Origin of the sequence: Streptomyces sp. NPDC046712, from assembly GCF_040645695.1 — a bacterium.
GTDB lineage: Bacteria > Actinomycetota > Actinomycetes > Streptomycetales > Streptomycetaceae > Streptomyces.
This window is the reverse complement of sequence record NZ_JBEYYW010000029.1, coordinates 74,145-99,563: the sequence shown is the minus strand read 5'-3', so window position 1 is coordinate 99,563 and position 25,419 is coordinate 74,145. Positions and strand designations below refer to the sequence as shown.

The 25,419-nt window shown below is 71.7% G+C and carries 32 protein-coding genes; 15 read left to right on the top strand and 17 right to left on the bottom strand.

What is annotated here, in order from left to right; all coding sequences use genetic code 11:
- Nucleotide 1: 1 nt before the first annotated feature.
- From ABZ939_RS30325 to ABZ939_RS30315, 3 genes are all read right to left on the bottom strand, one after another.
- Nucleotides 2–1,465 (bottom strand): DUF692 domain-containing protein, encoded by a 1,464-nt coding sequence (locus tag ABZ939_RS30325; RefSeq protein WP_361862099.1) that lies wholly within the window; start codon nt 1,463–1,465, stop codon nt 2–4.
- A gap of 96 nt (nt 1,466–1,561) precedes the next feature.
- Nucleotides 1,562–2,317: a DUF4142 domain-containing protein gene (locus tag ABZ939_RS30320; protein ID WP_361862096.1), complete on the bottom strand. Its 756-nt coding sequence runs from the start codon at nt 2,315–2,317 to the stop codon at nt 1,562–1,564.
- 111 nt (nt 2,318–2,428) lie between these two features.
- The gene (locus tag ABZ939_RS30315; RefSeq protein WP_361862093.1) at nt 2,429–3,124 is read right to left on the bottom strand and encodes a peptidyl-tRNA hydrolase; all 696 of its coding nucleotides are present in this window, start codon (nt 3,122–3,124) and stop codon (nt 2,429–2,431) included.
- Between the two features lie 70 nt (nt 3,125–3,194).
- Between ABZ939_RS30315 and ABZ939_RS30310 the strand changes: the two genes are divergently transcribed.
- The 4 genes from ABZ939_RS30310 to ABZ939_RS30295 are packed head-to-tail and all read left to right on the top strand — an operon-like array spanning nt 3,195 to nt 5,558.
- On the top strand, nt 3,195–3,872 hold the full coding sequence (locus ABZ939_RS30310; protein WP_361862090.1) for an AIM24 family protein: 678 nt from the start codon (nt 3,195–3,197) through the stop codon (nt 3,870–3,872).
- An 11-nt stretch (nt 3,873–3,883) separates the two neighbouring features.
- The gene (locus ABZ939_RS30305) at nt 3,884–4,708 is read left to right on the top strand and encodes an ATP-binding cassette domain-containing protein (RefSeq protein WP_361862087.1); all 825 of its coding nucleotides are present in this window, start codon (nt 3,884–3,886) and stop codon (nt 4,706–4,708) included.
- Nucleotides 4,705–5,355 carry an ABC transporter gene (locus ABZ939_RS30300; protein ID WP_361862085.1) on the top strand — a complete coding sequence of 217 codons (651 nt, stop codon included), beginning with the start codon at nt 4,705–4,707 and terminating at the stop codon, nt 5,353–5,355. The genes ABZ939_RS30305 and ABZ939_RS30300 overlap by 4 nt, the downstream gene beginning before the upstream one ends.
- 14 nt (nt 5,356–5,369) lie before the next feature.
- Nucleotides 5,370–5,558: a hypothetical protein gene (locus tag ABZ939_RS30295; protein WP_361862082.1), complete on the top strand. Its 189-nt coding sequence runs from the start codon at nt 5,370–5,372 to the stop codon at nt 5,556–5,558.
- 14 nt (nt 5,559–5,572) lie between these two features.
- On the opposite strand, the gene ABZ939_RS30290 is transcribed toward ABZ939_RS30295, so the two are convergent.
- The 6 genes from ABZ939_RS30290 to zapE all read right to left on the bottom strand — a co-directional run bounded on the left by ABZ939_RS30290 (nt 5,573) and on the right by zapE (nt 11,079).
- A complete protein-coding gene (locus ABZ939_RS30290) occupies nt 5,573–6,496 on the bottom strand; it encodes a polysaccharide deacetylase family protein (RefSeq protein ID WP_361862079.1) in 924 nt (307 codons plus the stop codon).
- 17 nt (nt 6,497–6,513) lie between these two features.
- Nucleotides 6,514–7,437, bottom strand: coding sequence for a PPK2 family polyphosphate kinase (locus tag ABZ939_RS30285; RefSeq protein ID WP_361862076.1), 924 nt, complete (start codon nt 7,435–7,437; stop codon nt 6,514–6,516).
- A 73-nt stretch (nt 7,438–7,510) separates the two neighbouring features.
- A complete protein-coding gene (locus ABZ939_RS30280; RefSeq protein ID WP_361862073.1) occupies nt 7,511–7,861 on the bottom strand; it encodes a helix-turn-helix domain-containing protein in 351 nt (116 codons plus the stop codon).
- A gap of 133 nt (nt 7,862–7,994) precedes the next feature.
- Nucleotides 7,995–9,353 carry an alkaline phosphatase PhoX gene (locus ABZ939_RS30275; RefSeq protein ID WP_361862070.1) on the bottom strand — a complete coding sequence of 453 codons (1,359 nt, stop codon included), beginning with the start codon at nt 9,351–9,353 and terminating at the stop codon, nt 7,995–7,997.
- A 150-nt stretch (nt 9,354–9,503) separates the two neighbouring features.
- On the bottom strand, nt 9,504–9,929 hold the full coding sequence (locus ABZ939_RS30270; RefSeq protein WP_361862068.1) for an OsmC family protein: 426 nt from the start codon (nt 9,927–9,929) through the stop codon (nt 9,504–9,506).
- 34 nt (nt 9,930–9,963) lie between these two features.
- Entirely contained in the window at nt 9,964–11,079 is a 1,116-nt protein-coding gene (gene zapE, locus ABZ939_RS30265) for a cell division protein ZapE (RefSeq protein WP_361862065.1), read from the bottom strand.
- A 36-nt stretch (nt 11,080–11,115) separates the two neighbouring features.
- Between zapE and ABZ939_RS30260 the strand changes: the two genes are divergently transcribed.
- From ABZ939_RS30260 to ABZ939_RS30235, 6 genes are all read left to right on the top strand, one after another.
- Nucleotides 11,116–11,895 carry a pyrimidine reductase family protein gene (locus ABZ939_RS30260; protein ID WP_361862062.1) on the top strand — a complete coding sequence of 260 codons (780 nt, stop codon included), beginning with the start codon at nt 11,116–11,118 and terminating at the stop codon, nt 11,893–11,895.
- Between the two features lie 106 nt (nt 11,896–12,001).
- Nucleotides 12,002–12,472: an indole-3-glycerol phosphate synthase gene (locus tag ABZ939_RS30255; protein ID WP_361862059.1), complete on the top strand. Its 471-nt coding sequence runs from the start codon at nt 12,002–12,004 to the stop codon at nt 12,470–12,472.
- 259 nt (nt 12,473–12,731) lie between these two features.
- Complete coding sequence (gene murC, locus ABZ939_RS30250) at nt 12,732–14,126, top strand: UDP-N-acetylmuramate--L-alanine ligase (protein WP_361862056.1); 1,395 nt, start codon at nt 12,732–12,734, stop codon at nt 14,124–14,126.
- Between the two features lie 13 nt (nt 14,127–14,139).
- Complete coding sequence (gene msrB / locus ABZ939_RS30245) at nt 14,140–14,553, top strand: peptide-methionine (R)-S-oxide reductase MsrB (protein WP_361862053.1); 414 nt, start codon at nt 14,140–14,142, stop codon at nt 14,551–14,553.
- Nucleotides 14,554–14,861: 308 nt separating this feature from the next.
- Nucleotides 14,862–15,311 carry a hypothetical protein gene (locus ABZ939_RS30240; RefSeq protein WP_361862050.1) on the top strand — a complete coding sequence of 150 codons (450 nt, stop codon included), beginning with the start codon at nt 14,862–14,864 and terminating at the stop codon, nt 15,309–15,311.
- On the top strand, nt 15,308–15,892 hold the full coding sequence (locus ABZ939_RS30235; protein ID WP_361862047.1) for an NAD(P)H-dependent oxidoreductase: 585 nt from the start codon (nt 15,308–15,310) through the stop codon (nt 15,890–15,892). The genes ABZ939_RS30240 and ABZ939_RS30235 overlap by 4 nt, the downstream gene beginning before the upstream one ends.
- Before the next feature lie 124 nt (nt 15,893–16,016).
- Here ABZ939_RS30235 and ABZ939_RS30230 read toward each other — a convergent pair whose 3' ends face one another.
- Both ABZ939_RS30230 and ABZ939_RS30225 read right to left on the bottom strand, forming a co-directional pair.
- Entirely contained in the window at nt 16,017–17,270 is a 1,254-nt protein-coding gene (locus ABZ939_RS30230; protein WP_361862044.1) for a benzoate/H(+) symporter BenE family transporter, read from the bottom strand.
- Nucleotides 17,267–17,443 (bottom strand): hypothetical protein, encoded by a 177-nt coding sequence (locus ABZ939_RS30225; RefSeq protein WP_361862042.1) that lies wholly within the window; start codon nt 17,441–17,443, stop codon nt 17,267–17,269. The genes ABZ939_RS30230 and ABZ939_RS30225 overlap by 4 nt, the downstream gene beginning before the upstream one ends.
- Nucleotides 17,444–17,580: 137 nt before the next feature.
- Between ABZ939_RS30225 and ABZ939_RS30220 the strand changes: the two genes are divergently transcribed.
- A complete protein-coding gene (locus tag ABZ939_RS30220) occupies nt 17,581–19,005 on the top strand; it encodes a TerD family protein (protein ID WP_361862039.1) in 1,425 nt (474 codons plus the stop codon).
- A 65-nt stretch (nt 19,006–19,070) separates the two neighbouring features.
- On the opposite strand, the gene ABZ939_RS30215 is transcribed toward ABZ939_RS30220, so the two are convergent.
- Both ABZ939_RS30215 and ABZ939_RS30210 read right to left on the bottom strand, forming a co-directional pair.
- Nucleotides 19,071–19,400, bottom strand: coding sequence for a hypothetical protein (locus tag ABZ939_RS30215; RefSeq protein ID WP_361862036.1), 330 nt, complete (start codon nt 19,398–19,400; stop codon nt 19,071–19,073).
- A complete protein-coding gene (locus ABZ939_RS30210) occupies nt 19,397–19,789 on the bottom strand; it encodes a hypothetical protein (protein ID WP_361862033.1) in 393 nt (130 codons plus the stop codon). Before ABZ939_RS30210 ends, ABZ939_RS30215 begins: the two co-directional genes overlap by 4 nt.
- A 30-nt stretch (nt 19,790–19,819) precedes the next feature.
- Here ABZ939_RS30210 and ABZ939_RS30205 point away from each other — a divergent pair, with 30 nt between their 5' ends.
- Nucleotides 19,820–20,101 carry a hypothetical protein gene (locus ABZ939_RS30205; protein ID WP_361862031.1) on the top strand — a complete coding sequence of 94 codons (282 nt, stop codon included), beginning with the start codon at nt 19,820–19,822 and terminating at the stop codon, nt 20,099–20,101.
- Nucleotides 20,102–20,180: 79 nt separating this feature from the next.
- Here ABZ939_RS30205 and ABZ939_RS30200 read toward each other — a convergent pair whose 3' ends face one another.
- On the bottom strand, nt 20,181–20,822 hold the full coding sequence (locus ABZ939_RS30200) for a LysE family translocator (RefSeq protein WP_361862028.1): 642 nt from the start codon (nt 20,820–20,822) through the stop codon (nt 20,181–20,183).
- A gap of 89 nt (nt 20,823–20,911) precedes the next feature.
- Nucleotides 20,912–21,940 (bottom strand): questin oxidase family protein, encoded by a 1,029-nt coding sequence (locus ABZ939_RS30195; RefSeq protein WP_361862025.1) that lies wholly within the window; start codon nt 21,938–21,940, stop codon nt 20,912–20,914.
- 163 nt (nt 21,941–22,103) lie between these two features.
- On the opposite strand from ABZ939_RS30195, the gene ABZ939_RS30190 reads away from it, so the two are divergent.
- Nucleotides 22,104–22,586 (top strand): cupin domain-containing protein, encoded by a 483-nt coding sequence (locus ABZ939_RS30190; protein WP_361862023.1) that lies wholly within the window; start codon nt 22,104–22,106, stop codon nt 22,584–22,586.
- Between the two features lie 20 nt (nt 22,587–22,606).
- Here the strand turns inward: ABZ939_RS30190 and ABZ939_RS30185 are convergent, their stop codons facing one another.
- Nucleotides 22,607–23,008: a VOC family protein gene (locus ABZ939_RS30185; protein ID WP_361862020.1), complete on the bottom strand. Its 402-nt coding sequence runs from the start codon at nt 23,006–23,008 to the stop codon at nt 22,607–22,609.
- A 56-nt stretch (nt 23,009–23,064) separates the two neighbouring features.
- On the opposite strand from ABZ939_RS30185, the gene ABZ939_RS30180 reads away from it, so the two are divergent.
- Together ABZ939_RS30180 and ABZ939_RS30175 are read left to right on the top strand one after the other, a co-directional pair.
- Entirely contained in the window at nt 23,065–23,691 is a 627-nt protein-coding gene (locus tag ABZ939_RS30180) for a nucleoside/nucleotide kinase family protein (RefSeq protein WP_361862017.1), read from the top strand.
- A 47-nt stretch (nt 23,692–23,738) separates the two neighbouring features.
- Entirely contained in the window at nt 23,739–24,620 is an 882-nt protein-coding gene (locus ABZ939_RS30175; protein WP_361862014.1) for a poly-gamma-glutamate hydrolase family protein, read from the top strand.
- A gap of 14 nt (nt 24,621–24,634) precedes the next feature.
- Here the strand turns inward: ABZ939_RS30175 and ABZ939_RS30170 are convergent, their stop codons facing one another.
- Complete coding sequence (locus tag ABZ939_RS30170; protein WP_361862011.1) at nt 24,635–25,348, bottom strand: hypothetical protein; 714 nt, start codon at nt 25,346–25,348, stop codon at nt 24,635–24,637.
- Nucleotides 25,349–25,419: the final 71 nt, after the last annotated feature.

Sequence of the window (25,419 nt, the reverse complement as noted above, 5' to 3'; positions counted from 1 at the left end):
CCTACCTCCGTACGAGCGCGGCGCGGGCCGCGTGGATCAGCCTGGCCGCCAGGCCGGGCGGGCGGGTGTCGGCGCGGTCCTGCCACCAGCGGGTGAGCCGGCGCCGGGCGTCCGGGTCCTCGGGGCGCCCGGTGACGAGCAGGTGCTCGACGAAGCCGAGCGCGTCGCGGCGGTAGCCACCGGTCATGGGGCGGGACTTGGCGTACGCGCGGAACGCGGGCCGGTAGTCGTCGCCGAGGATCTCGGGCAGCTCGGGGGCGATCTTCGCGATCACCTCGGCCCGCTTACCGACGAGGGCCCGGCTCTGCACGCCGAGCCGCCGTGTGTCGAACCCCTCGGGCGCGGGGGTCCCCGCGACGAGCGCGGACAGCAGGGCGGCCTGTGCCACGGCGACCCGGTCCCGCGCCCGCTCCCCGCCCACGGGGCGCCGGGTCTCGTGCGTCTCGACCGGCTCGGTGCCGCCGGAGGGTCCGGGCGCGGCCGGTGACTCGCCCGGGGCGGTCCGGGGGTGTGGCATCGGGCCGCCGGAGACCCGGGCGCCCGCGCCGATGAGCAGCGGGTGCTCGGCGGGGGAGTCGGCCGGCGCGCCGTCCGCGGCGGATCGCGCCCTGGCCACGGCGGCCCCGGCCACCGTCCTCCGGATCGCCTCCAGTTCCGAGGCGAGTTCCTCCGCGGGCGGGAAACGGTCGTCCCGCTCCAGGAGCACTCCCGGCGGGGAGATCCTCGACGCCAGCTCCGAGAGGATGTCGAGGACGGGCTCGGGGACCGGGTGGGCGTGGGTGTCGTGCCAGACGCCGTCGCGTTCGAGGCCGCCCGCGACATGGACGTACGCGATCGCCTCGACCGGCAGTTCGGCGAGGGCCTTCGACGGGGACTCGCCGCGGTTGACGTGGTTGGTGTGGAGGTTCGCGACGTCGATCAGGAGCCGTACCCCCGTACGCTCCACCAGCTCCGCCAGGAACTCGCCCTCCGTCAGCTCCTCGCCCGGCCAGGAGATCAGCGCCGCGATGTTCTCCAGGGCCAGCGGAACCGGCAGCGCTTCCTGCGCGATCCGGACGTTCTCGCACAGCACGTCCAGCGCGTCCCAGGTCCGCGGCACGGGCAGCAGGTGCCCCGCCTCCAGGAGCGGCGTCGCGGTCAGCGGGCCCCCGGCCCGTACGAACGCGATGTGCTCCGTCACCAGCGGCGCCCCCAGCGCCTCCGCCTTCGCCGCCAGCTCCGCCAGCCGCCCCGCGTCCGGCCGGTCAGCGCCGCCGAGACCCAGCGAGACCCCGTGCGGGACGACCGTGACCCCCCGCGCCCGCAGCCGCTGCAGCGACTCGGGGAGGTGGCCCGCGCACACGTTCTCCGCGACGACCTCCACCCAGTCCAGGCCGGGCAGAGCCTCCACCGCCCCCGCGATCTCCGGACGCCAGCCGATCCCGACCCCGAGTTCCGTGCCGCGTGCCGTGCCGAGTTCCGTCATGTCCCCCTCCTTCAGTCCCTCACCTGATGGCCCGGCCGGATGCGTTCGAATCCAGTCGGGGGGACGTTCAGAGGTTGATTTGAGGTTCCGGCGGCGCTACGGCTCCGAGTGCGGTGTCACGATCCCCGCCTCCGGCGCCGGCCGCGAGGTGAACGACTGGTCCGTCCCGGAGGGCACCACCGGTGAGGGCACCGCCGGCGACGGCACGACCGGGGGACCGGTCGGCGGCGACGTCTTCCGGCCCGCCGCCTCGTTCGCCAGCGCGTCGTGGTCGACCATCCCGGTCGCCTCCAGCATGGTGATGTGGTCGAGCACCGTCTGGTTCGCGTCGCTCGCCAGCTGTCGTATCAGCGAGTTGCGCGTGGTGTGCCGGACCTCCGCGACCAGCGCGAACACCTTGCCGTGCGCGTTGCGCAGCAGATTCGCGAACTTCCGCTCGTACTCCTCCCCGCGCGCCGCCGTCAGCTCCCGCAGCCAGCCCTGCTGCTGCTCGGTCGGCTGGTTGGGCAGCTCGACGCCGAGCTTCGCCGCCACGTCCCTGGCCCGCCGGTCCAGGTCCGTGTGGCCGACGACGAGATGGTCGCCGCACTCCACCATCGCCCGGCTCGGCGCGCGTTCGATGGCCTGTTGGCCGGCCGGGAGCTCCCAGAGACCGGCCAGCCGCACCTTGACAAGGAAGTCCCGGTCGGTGGCCGACAGCGGCCCCCACTGGGTGGCCACGCTCGACGCGTTCAGATTCGCCTGGCCGGTTCCGGAACGGTCGGCGTAGGACCAGACGGGGAAGGCGAGCGCGCCGACCGTGGCGACGAGCGCCGCGATGATGAGTGCCGTCCCGTTGACGCGTAGCGACAAGGTGTCTCCCGTACGTTCGAAATATCGGTCACCGCAGACTGAACCGCCAACGAGGCCGTCGTTCAACCCACTTGCCGGTATCGGGAGATACGTACGGTGGGACGGGCGTGTTCAGTCGCCGAGCGGACCGAGTACGGGGAATTCGGACACGACCGTGCACGAACCCGGCGCGATCTCCGTGAATCCGGCGTCCCGCACCACCGGCAGCCCGCTCGTGGTCAGCTCCGCCCAGCGCGCCGGATCGGCCGTCCGCACGGCCAGCGGGAAGCCGGCCTCATGCCACGCCTTGCGGTCCGTCTCCGGCATCTCCCACCACAACAGCTGTGCCCCGTGCCCGGCCTGGGCCATCGTCTTGCCCGCGGACATGTCCAGGTCCGGGTTGAGCCACAGCAGCGCCGCCCCGGACCGCGGGGCGCCGGGCGCGACCGGGTCCTCCAGATCGGTGCCCGACACCTGCAGCTTGGCCAGTTCCTTGGGCCAGCCGTCCAGCGGGACCGGCGGGAACACCCGTACCTCCGCGGCCTCACCCGTCACCGTGATGCCCGGCAGCGCCTCCGCGCGCCGCCACTCCGCGCCGCGCGCCCGGCGCACGACCTTGCGGATCCGGGCGTCCTGCCAGTCGGTCATGGCCTGCGCCCATTCCCCTTCGCCGTGCGCGCGCTCGTCGGCGAGGATCTCCAGGACGGCGCGGGCGGCCGTCTCCAGGGCGTCGGTGCGGGCCGGGGGCTCGGCCCGTTCGATCCGCACCACCAACGGGAGGACGAACTGGGGCTTGGTGTCACGGATGTCGGTGTCGTTGCTGCTCACCCGGCAAGTCTGCCACTGCCCGCACACGTGTTTCTTGTGGGAATGAACGATTCCGGGACAGGATGCACGCATGAAGAGCGATCTGTTTGCCAGCGAACACCTTGCCGAGACCGCGACCTTCCCGGGCATGAGCCTGCAGAACGCCAAGTGCGTGAAGTACGCCGTCAACGGCGAGATGCACGCCCGGCAGGGCTCGATGATCGCCTTCCGCGGCGACCTCCACTTCGAGCGCAAGGGCCAGGGCATCGGCGGCATGCTCAAGCGCGCCGTCACCGGCGAGGGCCTGGCGCTGATGGCCGTCCGTGGCCAGGGCGAGGCATGGTTCGCGCACGAGGCGCAGAACTGCTTCATCGTCGAGATCGAGCAGAACGACGCGTTCACCGTGAACGGCCGCAACGTCCTCTGCTTCGACCCCACCCTCAGCTACGAGATCAAGACGGTGAAGGGCGCCGGCATGACCGGAGGCGGCCTCTTCAACAGCGTCTTCACCGGCTACGGCAAGATCGCCCTGATCTGCGAGGGCAGCCCGATCGTCATCCCCGTCACGCCGCAGGCCCCGGTCTGCGTCGACACCGACGCCGTCGTCGGCTGGAGCGAGCAGCTGCAGACCTCGCTCCACCGCTCGCAGTCCGTCGGCTCGATGATCCGCGGCGGATCGGGCGAGGCCGTCCAGCTCCGCCTCGACGGCCAGGGCTTCGTCATCGTCCGGCCGAGCGAGCTCACCCCGCAGAAGGCCTCGTCCAACTGAACCTCGAACAGGTGGGGCGCCGTTACGGCCTGCGCGGACCATGGGTGCTGCGCGAGGTCGGCCTCGCCCTGCCCGCCGGCGCCCTCGTCCGGATCACCGGCACCAACGGCACCGGCAAGTCGACGCTCCTCCGCCTGCTCGCGGGCATCGACGCCCCGACGGAGGGCCGGATCACCGGCCGGCCGCGGCGCACGGCGTACGTCCCCGAGCGGTTCCCGGCCGCCCTGCCCTTCACCGCGAGCGGCTATCTGGTCCATCTCGGGCGCGTCCAGGGGCTGGGCAGGGCCGAGGCGGTGGCCGCGGCGGGGGAGTGGCTGGAGCGGTTCGGCGCGGGCGCCTTCGCCGGCGCTCCGCTCGCCGAGCTCTCCAAGGGCACCAGCCAGAAGGTCGCCGTCGCCCAGGCCCTGCTCGCCGGCCCGGACCTCCTGGTCCTCGACGAGGCGTGGACCGGCCTCGACACCGGGGCGCGGCAGGAGCTGGACCGCGCGGTCCGCGAGCGGGTCGCGGCGGGGGGAAGGGTCGTCTTCGTCGACCACGACCCGCGGCGGCTCGCGGGCGAGGCCGACACCGATTTCACGGTGGAGGCGGGGCGAGTACGGTCCGGGAGTCCGCGACGCGACGGGGGCGTAGGGCCCCGCGTGCGGATCGTGGTCTCCGGCGGGACCGTGCGCCCCGACGGGCTGCCGGGCTCGCCCTCGTACGAGCCCGGATCCGACGGCACCACGGCCGTCACCGTCGACGCGGCGCACTCCGACCGGCTGCTCCGGGCCCTCCTCGAAGCCTCCTGGCACATCCACGAGCTGTCCACCGAAGGCATCCGGGTGGGACGGGCATGACCGCACTGCTGCGCTATCGGACCGACCTGCTCCTGCGCTCCCAGCGGTGGCTGGCACCGCTGCTGCTGTACGCGGTGTTCCTCGCCGTCGGCGTGCGCGCCGGGGAGCCCGTGCTCGGCGCCCTCGGGTGGACCGCCGCCACGCTGCTCCCCGTCGCGGCGTGGGTCGTACGGATCTGCCTCGGGCAGGAACCGCCCGCCGCGCGCGGCGTGGTGGCCGCCGCGGCCGGACGGGAACGGGCACACCTGGCGGCGGTCCTGGCCGCCATGGCCTGCGTGACGCTCGTCGGCGTCGTCGCCGTCCTCGGGGTGACGGCGGTGAGCGACCTCCGCAGGGTCGTCCTCATCGAGGCCGGGGCGGCGGGGCTCCTCGCCATGGCGATCTGCGTCCTGACGGGCGCCGCCGTGGGTGTCCTCACCACCCGGCCCCTCGTCCGGTCCCGCGGCTGGTCGCTCGCGGCACTCGTCCTGGGCTCGCTCCTCGCGCTCGTGACCACCGGCTCACCGGCGCAGTACGCGGTGACGGGCCTGGTCTCCGGCTCCCGTACCGCGACCGTCGCCATGCCCTGGCTCGCCCTCGCGGGCGCTCTGACGCTCGCCGCCGCCGCGGTGGCGGTGAGCACCAAGGCCACGGCCCGAATGGAGTGAGTACGCTCGATGGCATGGACGAGGACACGTCGTACTGCGAACCCACCGAGGTGAGGCCGCCGGCGGCGTCGGCCGCAGGCGGGCCGTACGCCGAGTGCGTGCTGTGCCGGAAGCCGACCGAGTACCCCGAGTCGATCAGGGGGATCACTCTCTGCCCGGTCTGCGAGTGGCAGGAGGCCCAGCGCACGGCCTGCTCGGGCTAGAACCTCCAGGACGTCTAGGAAGGCCGCTCCGCCATCAGTTCGGAGACCTTCACGAAGCGGTAGCCCCTGGCCCGCAGTTCGGGGACGATCCGGCGGATCGCCTGTTCCGTGACGGGTGCGGCGCTGCGGGTGCAGTGCATGACCACCAGCGAGCCCGGCTTCACGCCGTCGAGCACCTGTCGGGCGACCGCGTCGCCGTCCTTGGCGAAGGCGTCGCCGCTGACCACGTCCCACTGCACCGCCGTGACCTTCGCGGGGGCGAGCGCGCGCAGCGCGTCGTCGTTGTAGCAGCCGCCGGGGAAGCGGAAGTACGGCACGACATTGCGCGCCCCGGCCTTGCGGAACGCCTCGAAGGCGCGCCGCACGTCCTTGGCCATGTCCTGCTTCGCCACGGTCGGCAGGCCGTAGCAGGGGGAGGCGAATGCGTAGTGGCTGTACGAGTGGTTGGCGATCTCGAAGCGGGGATCGGTGCCGATGGAGCGGGCCTGGTCCGGGTACTCCTCGGCCCAGCGGCCGGTCATGAAGACCGTCGAGTCGACCTTGAGCCGCCGCAGCGTCTCGATCAGCCGCGGGTTGTCGAAGCGCTCCCCGCCCGCGGCCCGCGGCCCCTGGTCGGCCGTCATGTCGGCGTCGAAGGTGAGCGCGACGACCTTGTCCCCGCCCTTGCGCCCCCGCTCGAACACCGGCGTGAGGCCCGCGGGGCCGGGCGCCATGGTGGGCGGCGCCTTGCGTACGGTCGCCGGGCCGGGCGCGGCGCTCGCGCTCGTGGAGGCAGAAGCGCTCGTGGACGGAGACGCGCTCGTGCTCGGCGCGGCGGACGAGGTGTCAGGCGCCGAGGTGTCAGGCGTCGACGCGGTGTCGGCCGTACCCCCGCCACAGCCGACGAGAACGGCGCCCAGGAGAGCGAGCGCCGACAATCTTCGTACAGAAATGGTCACCCACGGAAACTAGCCGATCAGGAAGCGAGCAACTGTTTGCGGCACTCGGCCACGTCGAAGTCGCCCGCCGGGTAGCGCGGGTCCAGGGCCTCCAGGTGTTCCAGGAGCAGCGTGCTGATGGCCCAGTTGCGGTACCACTTACGGTCGGCCGGGACCACGTACCACGGCGCCTCCGGGGTCGAGCAACGCTCGAGCGTGAGCTCGTACGCCCGCTGGTACGCCGGCCACAGCGCCCGCTCCTCGATGTCGCCCGCGTTGAACTTCCAGTGCTTGTCCGGGTTGTCGAGCCGCTGCAGGAGCCGGGCGCGCTGCTCCTCGTACGAGATGTGCAGGAAGACCTTGACGATGGTGACGCCGTCGTCCGTGAGGGTCTCCTCCCAGCGGTTGATCTGGCCGTAGCGGCGGCCGAGGTCGCGGCGGGGGACCAGGTCGCGGACGCGCGCGATGAGCACGTCCTCGTAGTGCGAGCGGTCGAAGATGCCGATCTCGCCCGGCACCGGCAGAGCCCGCGTGATCCGCCAGAGGAACGGGTGGCTCCGCTCCTCCGTCGTGGGCGCCTTGAAGGCCCGGATCCGGCAGCCGGACGGGTTGAAGTAGCCGATCACATGCTTGACCGTGCCGCCCTTGCCGCTCGTGTCCATACCCTGCAGGACGAGCAGCAGCCGGCGCCGGTCGCCGGCCGTGCTCGCCGCGTACAGGCGCTCCTGCAGGTCGGCCAGGCGCGGGGCCAGGAGTTCCGTGGCCACGATCCCCGCCGCCTTGTCGGGCGGGCCGGCCGGGATCTTCGAGGAGGAGTACGAGGAGAGGTCGACCGGCCGGCCGGCGGGGACGCGCAGCAGGTCACGCAGGACCGGGGAGGGTACCGGTGGGGTACGGGGCCGGTTCCTCCCGGACGCCTTGGCCTTCTTCTCGTCCCTCTTCGGCTCGTCCTTCTTCGCCATCCTGCGCCCCTCCGGGTCCGTGGCTCGCCTTCCCCCGATCCTGCGACGGAATCGACGGACCCGCGAGGCGACGTCAGACCGCGCCCGCCTCCCGCTCCGCGGCGGAGGCGGCCAGCACGGCCGACAGCAGGCCGGGGAAGCGGTCCTCCATCTCCTCCGCGCGCAGCGTGTTCATCTTCGTCGTGCCCACGTAGTACTGGCGGATCACCCCCGCCTCGCGCAGCACGCTGAAGTGGTGCGTGAGTGTCGAGAGCGAGACCGGTGCGTCGAAGGTGCCGCAGCTCATGTCCGCGCCGGACCTGGCCAGCTGGCACACCACCCCACGCCGCACCGGGTCCACCAGCGCCTCCAGGGCCTGCTGCAGGGAGACCTCCGACAGCTCGGGGTGTTCCACTGTCCGGGCGGCGGTACGGGGGCGGGCCACGGCAACTCCTCGGGGCGGGTACATCGCAGTACGGCCATCGTACGACCGTGGTCGAAGTTCCCAGGGAGGGCACCTACGACCCGGCGGCCGGGTGGCGCCGAACACCGCACCCGGCCGCGGCGGGCGACCTACCTCAGCACCACGGGCCCGTCACCGCGAACGTCGTGCCCGGGGTGTAGCAGTTGACGTACATCGTCTGTCCGTCCGGCGAGAACGTGACTCCGGCGAACTCGCCCCACTCCGGTGCGTCCGGTGTGCCGATGTTCTGCGCCCCGCGCGCCATCGCGTACACCTCGCCCTTCCGGCTCACCCCGTACACATGCTGGGCGCCGTCGCCGTCCTCGCTGACCATCAGGCCGCCGCTGGGGGCGAGACAGATGTTGTCCGGAGACTCGCCGGGCAGCTGGATGTCGGTGCTCGGGCCGAAGACGACGACGAGCGTGAGACGCCGCCGGTGCGGCTCGTACTTCCACACCTGGCCGAAGTGGGTGGCCGCGGAGCCGTCCTTGGCGCGGGCGAAGGACGAGACGAAGTACACGGCCCGCCCGCCCCAGTAGCAGCCCTCCAGCTTCTGCGCGTGCGTGATGCCCCGGGGCCCGAAGTCCTGGAGCCTGATGGGGGTTTCGGCCGCCTGCGGGTCCGGTACGGGAACCCATTCGACGCCGTCGAAGCTCGCACCGGTCTCCTGGACCACCGAGAGGTCGGGCACGCCCGGCACCCGCATCGCCTCCAGGGCGCCGCCCGCGCGCAGCGAGCCGTGGCCGCCCAGCGGCTTCTCCGGCAGGAAGCGGTAGAAGAGCCCGAAGGGATGCTGGAACGCGTCCTCCGTCTCGTACACGATGCCGCTGCGCGGATCGACGGCGATCGCCTCGTGCTGGAAGCGGCCCATGGCGGTGAGCGGTACGGCGCCGGTGCGGTGCGGGTCGGCGCCGTCGACCTCGAAGATGAAGCCGTGGTCCTTGGTGTAGCCGTTGGTCCCGGCCTTGTCCTCGGTCTCCTCGCAGGTCAGCCAGGTGCCCCAAGGGGTCGGGCCGCCCGCGCAGTTGACGGCGGTGCCGGCGATGGCGACGCGCTCGCCGAGGACGTTGTTGCGGCCGTCCAGCTCGATCGCCGTACAACCGCCCTTGGCGGCGGGGTCGTACGTCAGGCCCTGCACGGTCGGGACGCCGATCTTGCCGGTGACCCGGTTCTCGTGGTTGCGGACCAGGTGGACGCGGCCCCGGCGGCCGGCGAAGGCGGCCATGCCGTCGAAATTGCTGGGGACGGGTCCCTCGCCGGAGCGGAGGGGGTCGCCCTGGCGGGAGAGCACCTGGTAGCGGAAGCCCTTGGGGAGGTCGAGGAGCCCGGCGGGGTCGGGGACCAGCGGTCCGTAGCCGGCGTGGCCGCGAGCGGCCGCCGTACCGGCGAAGAGTTCGGAGAAGGCGCCCGCGAAGGCGATCCCGGCGACGGAGGCGCCGGTGCGGGACAGGATCTGACGTCGTGTTGCGGACATGAGGCAACCCATCTTCTGTGGGGGTACCCCCATGCCGAAGGCTATGGGGGAGGACAGGAGAGGAATGACGCGTGACCCGCATGTGTGTATCACGCACTGTGGTGACACGTGAACCATGCGGGCCACAACGGCCTCATGTGGCGTGAGAGATCAGGCGAGTTCGGCGGTCAGCGTGATCGTCGTACCCGCGAGCGCCTGGCTCACCGGGCAGTTCTTCTTGGCGTCCTCGGCCAGCTCGAGGAACTTGTCCTTGTCCAGGCCCGGGACCTCGCCGCGCACGGTGATGTGGCTGCCCGTGATGCCCTTGCCCGGCACGAAGGTGACGTCGGCCTTCGTCTCCAGGCGGGTCGGCGGGGTGTCGTTCTTGGCCAGGATGTTGGAGAAGGCCATCGAGAAGCAGGAGGAGTGCGCGGCGGCGATCAGCTCTTCCGGGCTGGTCTTGCCGTTCGGCTCCTCGGTGCGGGCCGGCCAGGAGACGTCGTACGAGCCGAGGCCGGAGGAGTCGAGGGTGACGACGCCCTTGCCCTTGAGGAGGTCGCCCTCCCAGACGGCGTGGGCGGAACGGGTTGCGGCCATGATGAATCCCTTTCGATCGGGTATGGCCCCCAACCTACTGCTCCACCAGACCCTTTGCGTCGCGTGCCAGCGCCGTGAGCCGGGAGATCGCCCGGAAGTACTTCTTCCGGTACCCGCCCTTCAACATCTCTTCACTGAACAGCCGGTCGAAGGGGAGACCGGAGGCGAGCACTGGGACCTCGCGGTCGTAGAGCCGGTCGGCGAGGACGACGAGCCGCAGCGCCGTCGACTGGTCCGGGATCGGCTGGACGTCCGTGAGGCAGACCGCGCTCAGCCCGTCCGTGAGCGCGCCGTAGCGGCTCGGGTGGACCTTGGCCAGGTGGTCGAGCAGATGCGGGAAGTCGTCGAGCGAGGAGCCCGGGGTCGCGTACGCGGCCTTCGTCACCTGTTCGTCGGAGTACGGGGCGGGCGCCTCGGGCAGCCCGCGGTGGCGGTAGTCCTCGCCGTCGATCCGCAGCGGGCGGAAGTGGGCCGAGAGGCCCTGGATCTCGCGCAGGAAGTCGGCGGCGGCGAACCGGCCCTCGCCCAGCTTGCCCGGCAGCGTGTTGGAGGTGGCGGCCAGCGCCACGCCCGCCTCGACGAGCCGGCTCAGCAGGGAGGAGACGAGAACCGTGTCGCCCGGGTCGTCGAGCTCGAATTCGTCGATGCAGAGCAGCCGGTGTCCGCTCAGCGTCTGCACGGTCTGCTGGAAGCCCAGCGCACCCACCAGGTTCGTCAGCTCCACGAAGGTGCCGAAGGCCTTGAGCCCCGGCTCGGCGGGCGTGGCGTGCCAGAGGGAGGCGAGCAGGTGGGTCTTGCCGACGCCGTAACCGCCGTCGAGGTAGATCCCGCGCGGGCCGGTGGGGGCGGCGGGCTTCTTGGCGAACCAGCGGCTGAGGCCCGGGCGCTTGCCGGCACCGGTGGCGTGGGAGCCGCCGAGTCCCTCGGCGAAGGAGCTCAGGGCCTTGACCGCGTCGGTCTGGCTGGGCTGGTTCGGGTCCGGGATGTACGTGTCGAAGCGCACCGAGTCGAAGCGCGGCGGCGGGACCATCTCGGCGACGAGACGGTCGGCGGGGACATGGGGCTCCCGGGCGCAGAGGGAGACCGGAGCCGCTTCGGTGGAAGCCGCTTCGGTTATGGCGCGGGGGGCGTGGGAGGCACGGGTCGACACAGTTCCCCACTGTAAGCGCCGTGTCAGACTGCGAGGATGCGACGCCTGTTCCCTGTGACGGACATGACAGCCGAAGACGCCGCCTCCGGGGACCGCGAGTGGTCCCTCGACGAGCTGGCCGACCTCTACGCGTACCCGGAGCTGCCCCCGGGCGACGTCTGGCTGCGCGCCAACATGGTCTCCTCCCTCGACGGGGCCGGTCAGCACGACGGCCGCTCCCAGCCCCTCTCCTCCGACACCGACATGCGGATCTTCGGCACGCTGCGCGGCCTCGCCGACGTGATCGTGGTGGGGGCGCAGACCGTACGCCAGGAGGGGTACCGGCCGGCCCGCGCGCGTGACGCGTTCGCGGCCCGCCGGGCCGCCGCCGGGCAGGGCCCCGCGCCGGTGATCGCGGTGGTCAGCGCCTCCCTGGACCTGGACTTCTCGGCTCCGCTCTTCACCGAGCCGCTGGTCCCGACGCTGGTCCTGACCGGCGCCGCGGCGGCTGTCGAACGGGTGGACGCGGCCGGGAAGGCGGGGGCGGAGGTGGTGATCGCGGGCGACGGGCCCGGGGTCGAGCCGGCCCGTGCGGTGGCGGCGCTCGCGGAGCGCGGGCTGCGGCGCCAGCTGACCGAGGGCGGGCCCCGGCTGCTCGGCCAGTTCGTGGCGGCGGGAGTGCTCGACGAGCTGTGTCTGACGGTCTCGCCGACGATGACGGCGGGCACCGCGCAGCGGATCGCGGGAGGCCCGTCGGTGGATGTCCCGAAACGGTTCGCCGTGGCGTCGGTGCTGGAGGAGGCCGGGTTCCTTTTCACCCGCTACCGTCGTATCTGACAATCGGCGGAATTTGTCGTTCCGGTTCGCTTCCGCTGGGCACACTTACCCCCGTAGACCCCGTTCGGGCACGGGGAAGGATGGTTTCCGCAGAAGGGCTCCTGAGGTGTTCACAAGCGTTTTGATGATCGAGAAGCCCCTCACGTCCGTCGACGTGGAGTTCGTCACCACCCTGCACGGTGACGAGAGGGTGTCCTTCATCGTGCTGATGCAGCCCCGTGGCGACCAGGCCGATGTACTGCTGCGCGCCATCGACGACGTCGCCATGGGCGAGCTGAAGGAAGCGACCCACGAGGGTGAGGAACCGGAGGGCAAGGCGGCCCGTGTCCCCGCCGAGCAGGCCCTGGAGCACTCCCTCCAGGCCCTGCGGAACGTCGGCTGCGAGGCCGTCGGACAGGTGGTCGAGGACCACCCCATCAACAAGATGAAGTCCGTCGTCGACGAGTCGGACGCCGACGAGGTGATCGTTCTGACGGCCCCGCACTATGTGGAGGAGTTCTTCCACCGGGACTGGGCCTCGCGGGCACGGCACAAGGTCGGCGTCCCGGTCCTGAAGCTGTTCGCGCACAGCGAGTGACGGGCGGCCGAATGACGTACAGCGAGTGACGGGCGGGGAATGACGCAGCGGGTGGCGTGCGGCGAGTGACACAGCGAATGACGTACAGCGAGTGACACAGCGAGGGGCGTACGCGCGGCCGTGGCCGCGTGACGTACGGCTCGTGATCCACGGCGGTGACCGGGCCGCTCGGACGGCCCTGGGCGCGGTGCCCGGGGCCGTCCGGGCGAGCCACTAGGCTGGGGGCCTCCTGTACGTCGCACCCCGGGGAGAGATCCGCATGGCACCCGCCATCCCTGCCGCCATGGAACGGCCGCACTTCATCGGCATCGGCGGTGCCGGAATGTCGGGCATCGCGAAGATCCTCGCCCAGCGCGGGGCGAAGGTGGCCGGCAGCGACGCGAAGGAGTCCGCGACCGCCGAGGCGCTGCGCGCCCTCGGCGTCACCGTGCACATCGGACACGCCGCCGCCCACCTTGCCGACGACGCCACCGCCGTCGTCGTCTCCAGCGCCATCCGCGCCGACAACCCCGAGCTGGCCCGCGCCGCCGAGCTCGGCATCCCGGTCGTGCACCGCTCCGACGCGCTTGCCGCGCTGATGCGCAGCCGCAGCACGATCGCCGTCGCCGGCACGCACGGCAAGACCACCACGACGTCGATGCTCGCCGTCGCGCTCACCGAGCTTGGCCTCGACCCCTCGTACGCCATCGGCGGCGACCTCGCGGGCCCGGGCACCAATGCCCGGCACGGCGAGGGCGAGATCTTCGTCGCCGAGGCCGACGAGAGCGACCGCAGCTTCCAGAAGTACGACCCGAACGTGGCGATCGTCCTCAACGTCGAGCTGGACCACCACGCGAACTACGCGTCGATGGACGAGATCTACGAGTCCTTCGAGGCGTTCGTCGCCAAGATCCCGGCGGGCGGAACCCTGGTCGTCGGCGAGCACGCGGGCGCCCGCGAGCTGGCCGCACGGGTCGGCGGGCGTGACGACCTGGAGATCACCCGGGTCGGCGAGGGCGAGGACTCCGACGTCCGGATCCTCTCGATCACCCCGAAGGGCATGACCAGCGAGGTCACCGTCTCCCTGTGGGGCGGGGACGCGATCACCTTCACCGTCTCGGTGCCCGGCCGCCACTACGCCCACAACGCCGCCGCGGCCCTCGCCGCCGGCGTCCACATGGGCATCGACCCGGCGGAGCTGGCCCGGTCCCTCACCGCGTACACCGGTGTCGGCCGGCGCCTCCAGCTCAAGGGCGAGGCGGCGGGCGTCCAGGTCATCGACTCGTACGCGCACCACCCCACCGAGATGACCGCCGACCTGGAGGCCATGCGCGGCGCCGCCGGGGCCGCCCGCCTCCTGGTTGTCTTCCAGCCCCACCTCTTCTCCCGCACCCAGGAGCTCGGCAAGGAGATGGGCGACGCCCTGGCCCTCGCCGACGCCTCCGTCGTCCTCGACATCTACCCGGCCCGCGAGGACCCGATCCCCGGCATCACCAGCGAGCTGATCATCTCGGCGGCCCGCGCGGCCGGTGCCGACGTGACGGCGGTGCACGACAAGGAGACCGTCCCGGAGGTCGTCGCGGGAATGGCCAAGCCCGGCGATCTCGTTCTGACGATGGGCGCGGGCGACGTCACGGACCTGGGACCGCGGATCCTCGCCCATCTGTCGAAGTAGAGGGAGTGGACTCATGTCGTACGACGTCGAGAAGCCGGACGAGCAGTGGCGTGCGGAGCTGACCCCGGCGGAGTACCAGGTACTGCGCCAGGCGGGCACCGAGCCCGCGTTCCGGGGCGAGTACACCGACACCACCACCAAGGGCGTCTACTCCTGTCGGGCGTGCGGCGCCGAGCTCTTCACCTCGACCGAGAAGTTCGAGTCGCACTGCGGCTGGCCGTCCTTCTACGACCCGAAGGACAGCGACGCCGTCGAACTGATCGAGGACCGCTCGTACGGAATGGTCCGCACCGAGGTGCGGTGCTCCCGCTGCGGCTCGCACCTGGGCCATGTCTTCGAGGGTGAGGGTTATCCGACCCCCACGGACCAGCGCTACTGCATCAACTCGATCTCGCTGCGGCTGACGCCGGAGTCCGACGAGAGCTGAGCCCGGTCGTTCCATCGTCGTTCGTGCCCCTGGTCGACTACGGTCGGCCGGGGGCACGTTCGTGTGGGATCGAGTGGTGTGTCGAAGGGGGAGCGTCCGTGGAACCGGTGGCAGCAGAACTTCTCATGGCTCTGGCGAGCGGGACCGCGGGAGCCGCGGGGCAGAGCCTACGGTCCGCTGACGTCCCGGGTGAAGACGACGTTCTTCTGCGTGCCGCCCGATATCTCCTGGTGCAAGTCACCGCCGCCTCGCCCGTCGCGGTCGTGGGCGACGAACGGTCCTAGCTCTGGTACCTCTGGCGCGCCCCCTTGGTGTTCCGGGCCCCGAAGCACCTCGACTGCCGGAGCGCGGACGTCGACGACCCGGTCACGTACACCTGCAAGGCCGGCCCGGACCAGGTGAAGGCCGGATTCCTGCCGGACATGCGTGTCGAGGTCCAGTTCCACTACTGCGGCAGCTCGTGCAGCCGGCAGGAGACGGACGCGTTTCTGCGCTCGGCCCCCGACCGTGCCCGGACCTCGTGGACGAAGGCCGACGACTCCACGTACTACGCGGCGGGTGCCTTCGGCGGGGACGACCGCTACCGGATGGCGATGAAGCGCCATTGGGGCCGGCGGGAGAAGAGCACGAACACCTGGCACGCCCACCTGCTCTGGGTCAGAGCAGAGGTTCCGAAGGAACACGCCGCCACGGCCCAGAAGATCGTGAACGACATGTTCACGCAGACCGGCGGCTTCGACGAGGGAGACCACCCATGACGCACGTCCATGTCGTCCACGCGCACCCGAGTGAGCGGAGCTTCACGCGCGAGGTGCTCGACGCGTTCGTGGGCGGGCTGGACGGCGCCGGGCACACGTACACGGTCTCGGACCTCTACGCGATGGAGTTCCGCTCGGAACTCACGCGCGACGAGTACGAGCGCGAGTCCGGTCACCGCGCCGACGCGCCCGTCCCCGACGACGTCGCCGCCGAGCACGCGAGGCTCGAGGCCGCCGATGTCTGGGCGTTCGTCTACCCCGTCTGGTGGGCCGACTGCCCCGCCCGGCTCAAGGGCTGGTTCGACCGTGTGTGGACGGTCGGCTTCGCGTACAGGCCCACCCGGCTCCGGGTGGCACGGAACGCACTGGTGCTGTGCACGGCCGGCTACACCGTCGCCGAACTCGAAGCCTCGGGATGCTACGAGGCGATGCGGACCACCATGCTCACCGACCGCATCGGGGAGCGGGCGAAGACGAGCGAGTTCGTCGTCCTGGGCGGTTCGGCGACGCGCGCGGGGGAGTGGGCGACCCTCAAGGGCGAACACCTGGCACGGGCGGCGGAGCTGGCACGGTCGGTCTGAGACTCGGCGGCTCACTCGCGCACTCGGCCGCTCTACGCCCGATCATCGGCAGTTCGCGTCCTGGGCGGCGGTTGACTCGCGCACTTGGCGGCTCACCCGCCACTCAGCGGCTGATTCGCCTGCCTCAGCGGCTCTTCGCCTCTTCGGGGGTGAGGCTGCCGTCGTGCGGCTCCTTGCCGGAGTCCTTCCGGGACGTGCGGCCGCGGGCGAGGTCGCCCACCGCCAGCGTCAGGACGCCCGCCAGCAGGCCCCAGAAGGTCGAGCCGATGCCGAAGAGCGTGAAGCCGGAGGCGGTGGCGAGCAGCGTCACCACGGCCGGCTCGCGGAGGCGTTCGTCCAGGAGCGCCGAGGTGAGGGAGCTGCCGATGGTGCCGAGGAGGCCGATGCCCGCGATCCCCAGGACGAGGGCCGGCGGCATCGCGGTGAGGAGCCAGCCGACCGTTCCGCCGAAGAGACCGACGAGGAGGTAGAAGACGCCCGCCCAGACGCCCGCGACATAGCGCTTGCGCGGGTCGGGGTGGGCGGCCTCGCCGCTGCAGATCGCGGCGGTGATCGCGGCCAGGTTCAGGCCGAAGCAGCCGAACGGCGCGAGGACGGTGTTGACCGTGCCCGTCCAGGTGAGCAGGGGCGAGACCGGCGTGGAGTAACCGGCGTTGCGCAGGACGGCCACTCCCGGCAGGTTCTGCGAGGCCATCGTCACCGCGAAGAGCGGCAGACCGACCCCGACGAGGACCTGCCAGCTGAACTCGGGCCGTACGAAGGAGGGTTCGGCGAGGGCGAGCTCGAAGCCGTCCAGCTTCCAGGAACCCTGCCACGCGGTCGCCGCGATCCCGGCGACGAGCGCGCCGACGACCGCGTACCGGGGGAACCAGCGCCGGCCCACGAGATAGGCGAAGAACATGGGAACGGCGATGAGGCCGCTCCGCTCCATCTGTGTGAACAGCTCGGTGCCGAACTGGAGGAGCACCCCGGCGAGCAGCGCGGAGGCGAGCGGGACCGGAATCCGGTTCATGATCCGCTCGAACCAGCCGGTGACCCCGCTGATCACGATCAGTACGGAGGAGAGCAGGAACGCTCCGACGGCCTGCGCCATCGTCACCCCCTGCAGCCCGGTGGCGAGCAGCGCGGCGCCCGGCGTCGACCAGGCGGTGACGATCGGCGCGCGGTGGCGCAGGGAGAGGCCGATGCAGGTGACGCCCATGCCTATGCCCAGCGCGAAGACCCACGAGGTGAGCTGCGCGGAAGTGGCCCCGGCCGACTTGGCGGCCGTGAACACCACGGCCACCGAGCTGGTGACGCCGATGAGCATGGCGAGGAATCCGGCCGCGACGGCGGTGGGGGGCGCGGCGGACCGCAGGTGGCGGGTGAGGGTGGTCATGAGTGCTCTCGCTGCGTGTGGTCGTCGATGGTGTCGATCGTGACCACTCGGATGTACCGCCTGATCTCGTCGCCCAGGGAGAGCTTTCCGCCCGACTCCTGTGCGGCGACGGCGAGTTCGAGGATCCGGAGCGCCGGACCGTCCGAGAGCAGGGATATAGGGGATGGCCGCACGTGAGTCACCCTAACAACGCGGTACGACAGGCAGGGGCCGGGGCAGGGGCTGGGGCCGGGGCTCGGGGGCCGAGGGCCTTGCCCCTCGGGCCCGGATGGCCGGAAGATCCATCAGTGATCGATTTCGGGGAGGGGAAATGATCAAGGGGGCAAACGCCTTCGTTCCGACGGTGCCGCTGCGGATCGCGGTACGGAGCGGGCTGGATGTCGCGGCGTTGCTGCTGACGGAGAAGGGCAGGGTCCGGGGGGACGGGGACATCGTGTTCCACGGTGCGCCGGCCCATTCCTCGGGCGCCGTGCGGCTGCTGGGGGAGGAGAACGGCACGGTGTGGCTGGAGGCCGGCCTCACCGCGGTCGAGGAGGAGATCGTCCGCGTCCTGGTGGTCGGGTCGACGGAGAGCGGCGCGATGCGGGACGTGTACGGCCTGTCCGTGGAGGCGTTCGCGCCGGACGGCACGTCGGTCGCGCGGTACGAGGTGACCGAGGCGGGCGGCGAGACGGCGATGGTGCTGGCCGAGCTGTACCGGCGGGCGGGGGGCTGGAAGTTCCGCGCGGTGGGCCAGGGGTACGTGAACGGGCTCGCCGGCCTGGTGACGGACCACGGGGTGGACGTGGCGGACGAGCCCCCGACGCCGACCCATGCGACCCCGGTCCAGGCCCCGCTCCAGGGCCCTGTGCCGTTCCAGGCCCCGGTCCAGGCGGCTCCGGTCCAGGACTCGGTCCCGTTCCAGGTTCCGGCTGCGGGCCCGGCCCCATTCCAGGTTCCGGCTGCGGGCCCGGCTCCGGCCCCGTTCCAGGTGCCCCCGGCGCCCGCACCGGCGATGGCGCCGCAGCCCGCGCCGGTCCAGGCCGCGCCGGGGATGCCCGCGCCGGTCCAGGCCGAGCCGGACTGGTCGTTCGGTGCCGTCTTCGAGCCGTACACGCAGACCGGCCGGGACAACGACGTGATCACCGTGGACGGGCTGCCGCCAGGGCCGGTCGTGGTCGAACTCGCCATCCGGGGCGACGGATACACCGGCCTGTGGCCCCTCACCCGGTTCAACAAGGAGGGGGACACCCTCGTCAACAGCACCGAGGATGACTTCCAGGGCCGGGTGCTCGCCCACGTCCCCGGGAACGGGCGGCTGCGGCTGCAGCTGAAGGCGGACGGCCCCTGGGAGCTCCGGGTGCTGCCGCTGGCGGCGGCTCGGCGTCTGACGGAGGAAGAGTTCGAGTGCCGCGGTCCTGACGTCCTGCTGCACACCGGGGGGACGGCCGACCTCGCCCTCCACTACCGAGGCGACGACAACCTCATCGTCAACCTCTACGAACTGGCCGGGCACGACGACCCGACGAGCCTGCCCACGGACGAGAACGTCGTCAACGAGATCGGCAAGCGACGGGAGACGGTGCCGCTGCCCGAGGGCCCGCTCATCGTGCACCTGGAGATGGCGGACGGCCCTTGGCGGGCACGGCTGAAGCGGCTGCAGCCCCACAGCGGGCCGCAGAACGGCGGCGGCCTGGCGAACGTGACCGACATCCGCAGGGGCCAGAGCGGCAAGTCGTGGTGGGGCAGACGCTGATCATCCGACTGCCCGCCCCGCCCTCGCCGTTCGTCACGGCGGGGGCGGGGCGGACACGGCGCGCGTCAGAGTACGGGCGCCAGGAAGGTCAGACGCAAGATCGCCGCGGCGGCCAGCACCGTCGGAATCGCGAACCACCACGTCCGCAGCCACTCCGCCTTCACGAACCAGAGCGTCAGCAGCGCGGTCACCACGGACAGAGCCAGGCCGAACCCCGCCGCGAAGTCCGAGTTGGTGACGGCCTGCCGATCCCAGGAGCCGTCCGGCTCGATCGTCCAGGCGACAAGGATGAGGTAGCCCGTCACCACATGCCCGAGGCCCAGGACGACGGCACAGACGACAGCCCCGACCCGGCCGACGGCTCCCGTCAGCTGCCGCTCGCGCACATCCGTCACCCCAGTGCCTCCTTCGCCTGGTCCAGTCTGCGGTCGAAGCCCCGACCGTATGCCTTGGCATCGTCACTGTCGTAGTAGGGGCCGCCGTTGTAGCGGGCGGCGAGTTCCTGCATCTGCTCGCGGGTCATCTTCTCCGGTGGTACGTCGGCGAAGCCGCTCTCGGCCTTGAGCTGGGCCAGGTACTCGGAGGCGATGAACAGCGACGCCGTCGAACTGATCGAGGACCGCTCGTACGGAATGGTCGCACGGCAACGGAAATGGAATTGCCTGCACGCCGTCTGCGCGGTGACCGGGACACCGTCTCCGCGAGGGGATTGCGCACAACGCGGGTGGGAGTCAGGCTTCGAATTCGAGACTACGCCGCGTGTCTCCCGCTGTTGATTCGGCAATTTCGTCGCCCGGCCGCCTACCGTCGAGGTATGAGCGGGATGGTCGTTGTGTACGAGGTCGACGAGCCGGTGACGGCGCACGGATCCGCGGGAACGGCACATGGCGGCGAGGTCGTCGTGCGCCGGGTGCATGCTGCCCCCGCCGCCCCGGGCAGCACCTCTGTGCCCGGTCCGCGGACCTTCTGCGGCAGGGACACCTTCGCGATGGAGACGGCCTCACGGCAGCCTGACGGCGGGCCCAGCCCCGCGTGGTACGCCCCCGAGTACGCGGGCCGGGTCTGTCCCGCCTGCGACGAGGCGGTGAGCGACTGAGAAGGTCGGGCCGCGAGTCCCAGGCCCTGGTCGGCCCGACCAGCCGTGGCCTCTCCGACCCTGATCCGACGGACAGCCCCTAGTCCTTGCGGCCTGTCGTGGCGACGGTGACGCCCAGGCCGATCATCGCGAGTCCACCGGCCCCGCCGACCAGGGCGATTCGTTGCGGCGAGCGGGCGAACCAGCTGCGGGTGGTGGCCGCGGCCAGTCCCCATACGCTGTCGGACGCCACGGCGATGACATTGAAGACCAGGCCGAGCAGCAGGATCTGCAGCGTGACGTGCCCGGCGCCGCGGTCGACGAACTGCGGCAGCACCGCGGCGAAGAACACGATGGTCTTGGGGTTGGCCACGCCGACCACGAACCCCTCCCACAGTGTGCGCAGGTCGCCCCGCGCGGGGCGGTCGTTGCCCGTGAACGCGGCATGCAGCGAACCGCGTTGGCGCACCGCCTTGACGCCGAGGTACACGAGGTACGCGGCGCCCACCAGCTTCAGTGTCGTGAAGGCGAGGACCGAGCGCTCCACGACGGCCCCGACTCCGAGGGCCACGGCCACGACGAGCACATAGGCCCCGAGCGTGTTCCCCGCGACGGTGGTCAGTGCGGCTCGGCGCCCCTGAGCCAGCGCGCGCCCGATCACGAACAGCACGCTGGGGCCGGGAATCACGATCAGCAGGAAGGACATGGCGGCGAACGCCAGCAGTCGGTCGGTGGACACCATGAAGGCCATGAAAGCACGAGGACTGTTGCCGTCTGCAGCCTTTTCCGCATGCGGAACTGGTAGAGCTGTGGGCTGAGTTGGACGGCGAACTAGCGGAGCGGTTCGCTGAGTTCGACGGCGCGGAGCGCGGCGGCGAGTGCCTGTTCGTCACCCACGTCGACCGCGGTGTCGGTCAGTTTGATGACGTGCTCGTCGCCGTGGGCGAGGGCCCGCTCCACGACCTCCTCGGCGGTGACGCGGCCGGGGGAGACGTAGGGGACCGGGTCGGCCGTCGCGTACATCGACGTCACCGCCGCGGAAGCCGTCCACGCCGCGTGCAGGCTCGGCACCCAGAGGGACCGGGGAAGGGCGGGAAGGGTACGCAGTACGGCGTTGGGCGCCGTCGCCGCGTGGACCAGCATCGTGGCCTCGCCGTGGCCGTGCGTGGCGTAGCGATGCGTCGCGGCACGCACCAGTTCGGTCAGGCGCCGTTCCGCCTCGTCCGGGTCGGTCACCCCGGCCGCCCAGGCCGGCAGCCGGTCGACCCGGGCCAGCCTGTCGGGGAAGCCGCCCCGGGGTTCGCTGATCGGGGGCACCGCGTCCAAGGAGTCCCCGGCGCCGGACGCGCCGGGCAGCAGCGCGATTCCGGACACCGGGCGGTGCCGGGCGGCCCAATAGCCGAGCCCGTGGGCGAGTTCGGTGAGGCGCGGGCCGCTCCCGCCGCTCCCCTCGCTGTCGACGAGGGCACGCACGGCATGGCCCACCCGGATGACGGGGTGGGTGGACCCTCCGTACATCCCGGGCAGCAGACGCGGCCACCACACCGCCAGCAGGTCTCTCCACGGCTGTTCGGCGAGCGCCCGGGAGAAGTACGCGATCCAGTCGGCGGCTCGGCGCGGATCCCCCAGCGCGGTGGGCCAGTTGGTGTCCGTGACGGGCTCCACGGAGGTGGGGAACTCCTCGAGCTTCGGCTCGTAGAGGTCCAGCCAGCGGTGCACGGACCTCGACCGCCCGTGCGCGGCGAGTGCCTCGACCACCATCGGGGCGTGGTTGGTGAGCCGGCCGAGGCGCTCGGGGCCGGAGGTGTGCAGCCGTTCCAGCGCTTCGTCCAGCGCGCCGCTGCCTTTCGCTGTGTCCATGCGAAGCACGCTATGCGGGGGTGGCGCGGGTCCGTATCGGGCTGCGGAACCAACCCCGCCCGGCCTGGTCCTACGACCAAAGTCCCCATGTCCGCCGAGGCGTTGTCGATCAAGGCCGATTAGGCTTGATCACACGGTTGTACGAACGAGGGGAGAGCACGCCATGTCGTATCCGGAGCCGGTGTACATGGGGGACGAGGGAGAGGTCAGCGCGGTCTTCCGGCCGGTGGACACCGCGCCCGACCTGGGCGAGTCCGGCAAGGACGCCATCCACTATCTGGCCACCAAGGCCTCCACCCGGGGCGAGTTCGGGCTCTACCGGGTGGAGATGAGCGCGGGGGCCGGCGGCCCGAAGACGCACTACCACAAGGCGATCTCGGAGTCCTTCTTCATCCTCGACGGCACGGTCCGTCTCTTCAACGGCGAGGCGTGGATCGACGCGCGCAAGGGCGACTTCCTCTACGTCCCGCAGGGCGGACTGCACGCCTTCCGCAACGACTCCGACGCGCCGGCCGAGATGCTGATGCTGTTCGCACCCGGAGCGCCCCGCGAGGAGTACTTCGAAGGCCTCGCGGAGCTGGCCGACGCGAGTGACGAGGAGCGGACCGCGTTCTTCATCAAGCACGACTCCTACTTCGTCGAGTAGGCACTGAGTACGCACTCTCCTCAGGCGGACGGCCCCGCCGGCTGCAGCAGATCCCAGCGGTTCCCGTACAGGTCCTCGAAGACCGCGACGGAGCCGTACGGCTCGTGGCGGGGCTCCTCCAGGAAGCGGACGCCGGCCGCGGTCATCCGGGCGTGATCGCGGGCGAAGTCGTCGGTGTGCAGGAAGAAGCCGACGCGGCCGCCCGTCTGGGCGCCGACGGCGGACTCCTGCGCCGGGTCCTTCGCGCGGGCCAGCAGGAGACCCGTACCGGCGGGGGCGCCCGCGGGTCGGACGACGACCCAGCGGGAGCCGTCGCCGCGGTCGGTGTCCTCGGCGAGGTCGAAGCCGAGGGCATCGGTGTAGAAGGCGATGGCCTCGTCGTAGTCACGGACGACGAGGGTGACGAGAGCGATGGAGGACATACAACGAGGTTATACGTATGACTGAAGGGGTGACAAACGGTGGCAGAATGCGGCGCATGGACGCGCAGCTGCTCACCGAGCTCACCGACCGCGCCCGGCGCCTCGCCGTCCCCGGCCGGCGGAGGATCCTGGGGCTCGCCGGGGCCCCCGGGGCCGGGAAGTCCACGCTCGCGGCACGCCTCGTCGCCCGGCTCGACGGGCGCGCCGCCCTTGTGCCGATGGACGGCTTCCACCTCGCCCAGCGCGAGCTGGAGCGGCTCGGACGCGCGCAGCGCAAGGGGGCGCCCGACACCTTCGACGCCGCCGGGTACACCGCGCTCCTCGCCCGCCTGCGCGCCCCCGAGCCCGGCACCACCGTCTACGCCCCCGCCTTCGACCGCGCCCTGGAGGAGCCCGTCGCCGGCGCGATACCCGTCGCCCCCGACGTCCCGCTCGTGGTCACCGAGGGCAACTACCTGCTCCACGACGAGGGCCCCTGGGCCACCGTCCTGCCGCTCCTCGACGAGGCCTGGTACCTGGACCTCGACGACCACCGCCGCGTGCCCCGGCTCGTCGAGCGGCACGTCCGCTTCGGCAAGGACCGGTCCCACGCCGAGCGCTGGGTCCGGGACTCCGACGAGTCCAACGCCCGGCTCGTCGCCCTCGGCCGCGACCGCGCCCACCTCGTCGTCCGGATGAGCTGACCCCACCTTGCCGCAGCTGCCGTCGGCCCATCGGAGATGATCGCCGCATGAAGCTCACCAGTCGCCGTACCGTCCTGTCCTCCGTGGCCGCCGCTGCCGTCGGCCTGCCCCTGATCAGCGACCTCGCGGGCACCAGCAGCACCGCGGCCGCGGCCACCGCCGCCGAGTTCCCTTCCAACACGGCGCTGTACAGCAGCACCGCGTACCAGGAGGGCACCCACTGGATGCGGCGCTTCCGCACCCACCCCAGGACCGAACTCTTCGACAACGTGAGCGCAGCCAGCGACCCCGTCCGCAGTACGGCGATCATCGCGCCGCACGGCGGTGGTATCGAGGCGGGCACCAGCGAACTGTGTCTCACCCTCGCCGGCTACTCGCGCGTCGGGGCCGGAACCGACCCGGTGGCGGAGCCGGGCGTGCCGCAGCGCGACTACTGGATGTTCGAGGGGCTCGCCTCCTCCAGCGCCCTCCACGTCACCTCGACCCACTGCGACGACCCGGCCGCCCTGGCCGTCTGCGGCAACAACCTGTACGCCGTCTCCCTGCACGGCTTCGCCCCGGATGACGACGCGCTCGCCAAGCGGATCCTCATCGGCGGCCGGGACCAGCGGCTGATACGCAACCTGGCCTGGGCCTTCGACAAGCACGGGCTCGATTCCGGGCTGGGTGTGACCGTGGTCGTCGCGGGCGTCGACGCCGAGCTGAACGGCGACGATCCGACGAACATCGTCAACCGCACCCGCACCGGAGCGGGCGCCCAGCTGGAGATCTCCACCGAACTGCGGCGGGCGATGTTCGGAGACTTCAGCGGCGCCGCCGCCCGCAGGGCGACCGCCGGCGCGGGCGCCGCGGCCCCGTTCTGGAACGGCTTCGTGGGGGCCGTACGCGAAGCCATGGACAAGCACGAGCGCGGCCTCGACTCGCTGTAGCCGGAGCCGTACTTCTACGAACGACCCCGCTCCGCCGCCGCCCGCGCCAGCGCCCGCACGATCGGGTGCGGGCGCGAGCCGTCGCCCGCCAGTTCCGGCTGGAAGAGCGTGGCCAGGAAGAACGGATGCCCGGGCAGCTCCGCGATCCGGAACCGGCCCTCCTCGTCCTCGCCCGTGAAGCGCAGGCCGTGGGCCCGCAGCGTGTCCAAGTGGCGGCCGTCCGGGCCGTAGTTGCAGTGATACCGCTCCGTCGTCCGCTCGGCGCCGAGCACCGACTCCGCGAGCGAGCCCGGCGTCACCCGCACCGCTCCCTCGTGGCCCACCAGGGAGCAAGCGAGCGGTGCGATCAGCAGGTCGTCGCCGTCCGCCGCCGGGTCGTTCTCGGCGTGCGCGGCGGCGCTCAGACCGCAGACGTTGCGGGCGAACTCCAGGAGCGCGTGCTGGAAGCCCGCGCAGGTGCCGAGGAACGGAATACCGTCCTCCCGCGCCGTACGGATCGCCGCGAGCGCCCCCGCCTCACTCGCGTACGGGCTCCCCGGCAGCAGCCACACCGCGTCGAAGCCCTTCACCGCCCCGGGCGCCTCCGCGTCCCCGGACGGGATCCAGTAGGCGTCGAGGACCAGGCCGTCGCGCTCGGCCAGCGCGTCCAGCAACAGAGGTATGCGGACATGGGACTTCACGTGCGGGGAACGGTCGCCGACCAGGGCGACACGAGCTGTGTTCGTCATGCCGACCATGCTGCTCGTCGGCCCGTATTCACGTCCAACGATGATTCCTGCACTCTCCATCGTGAACACTT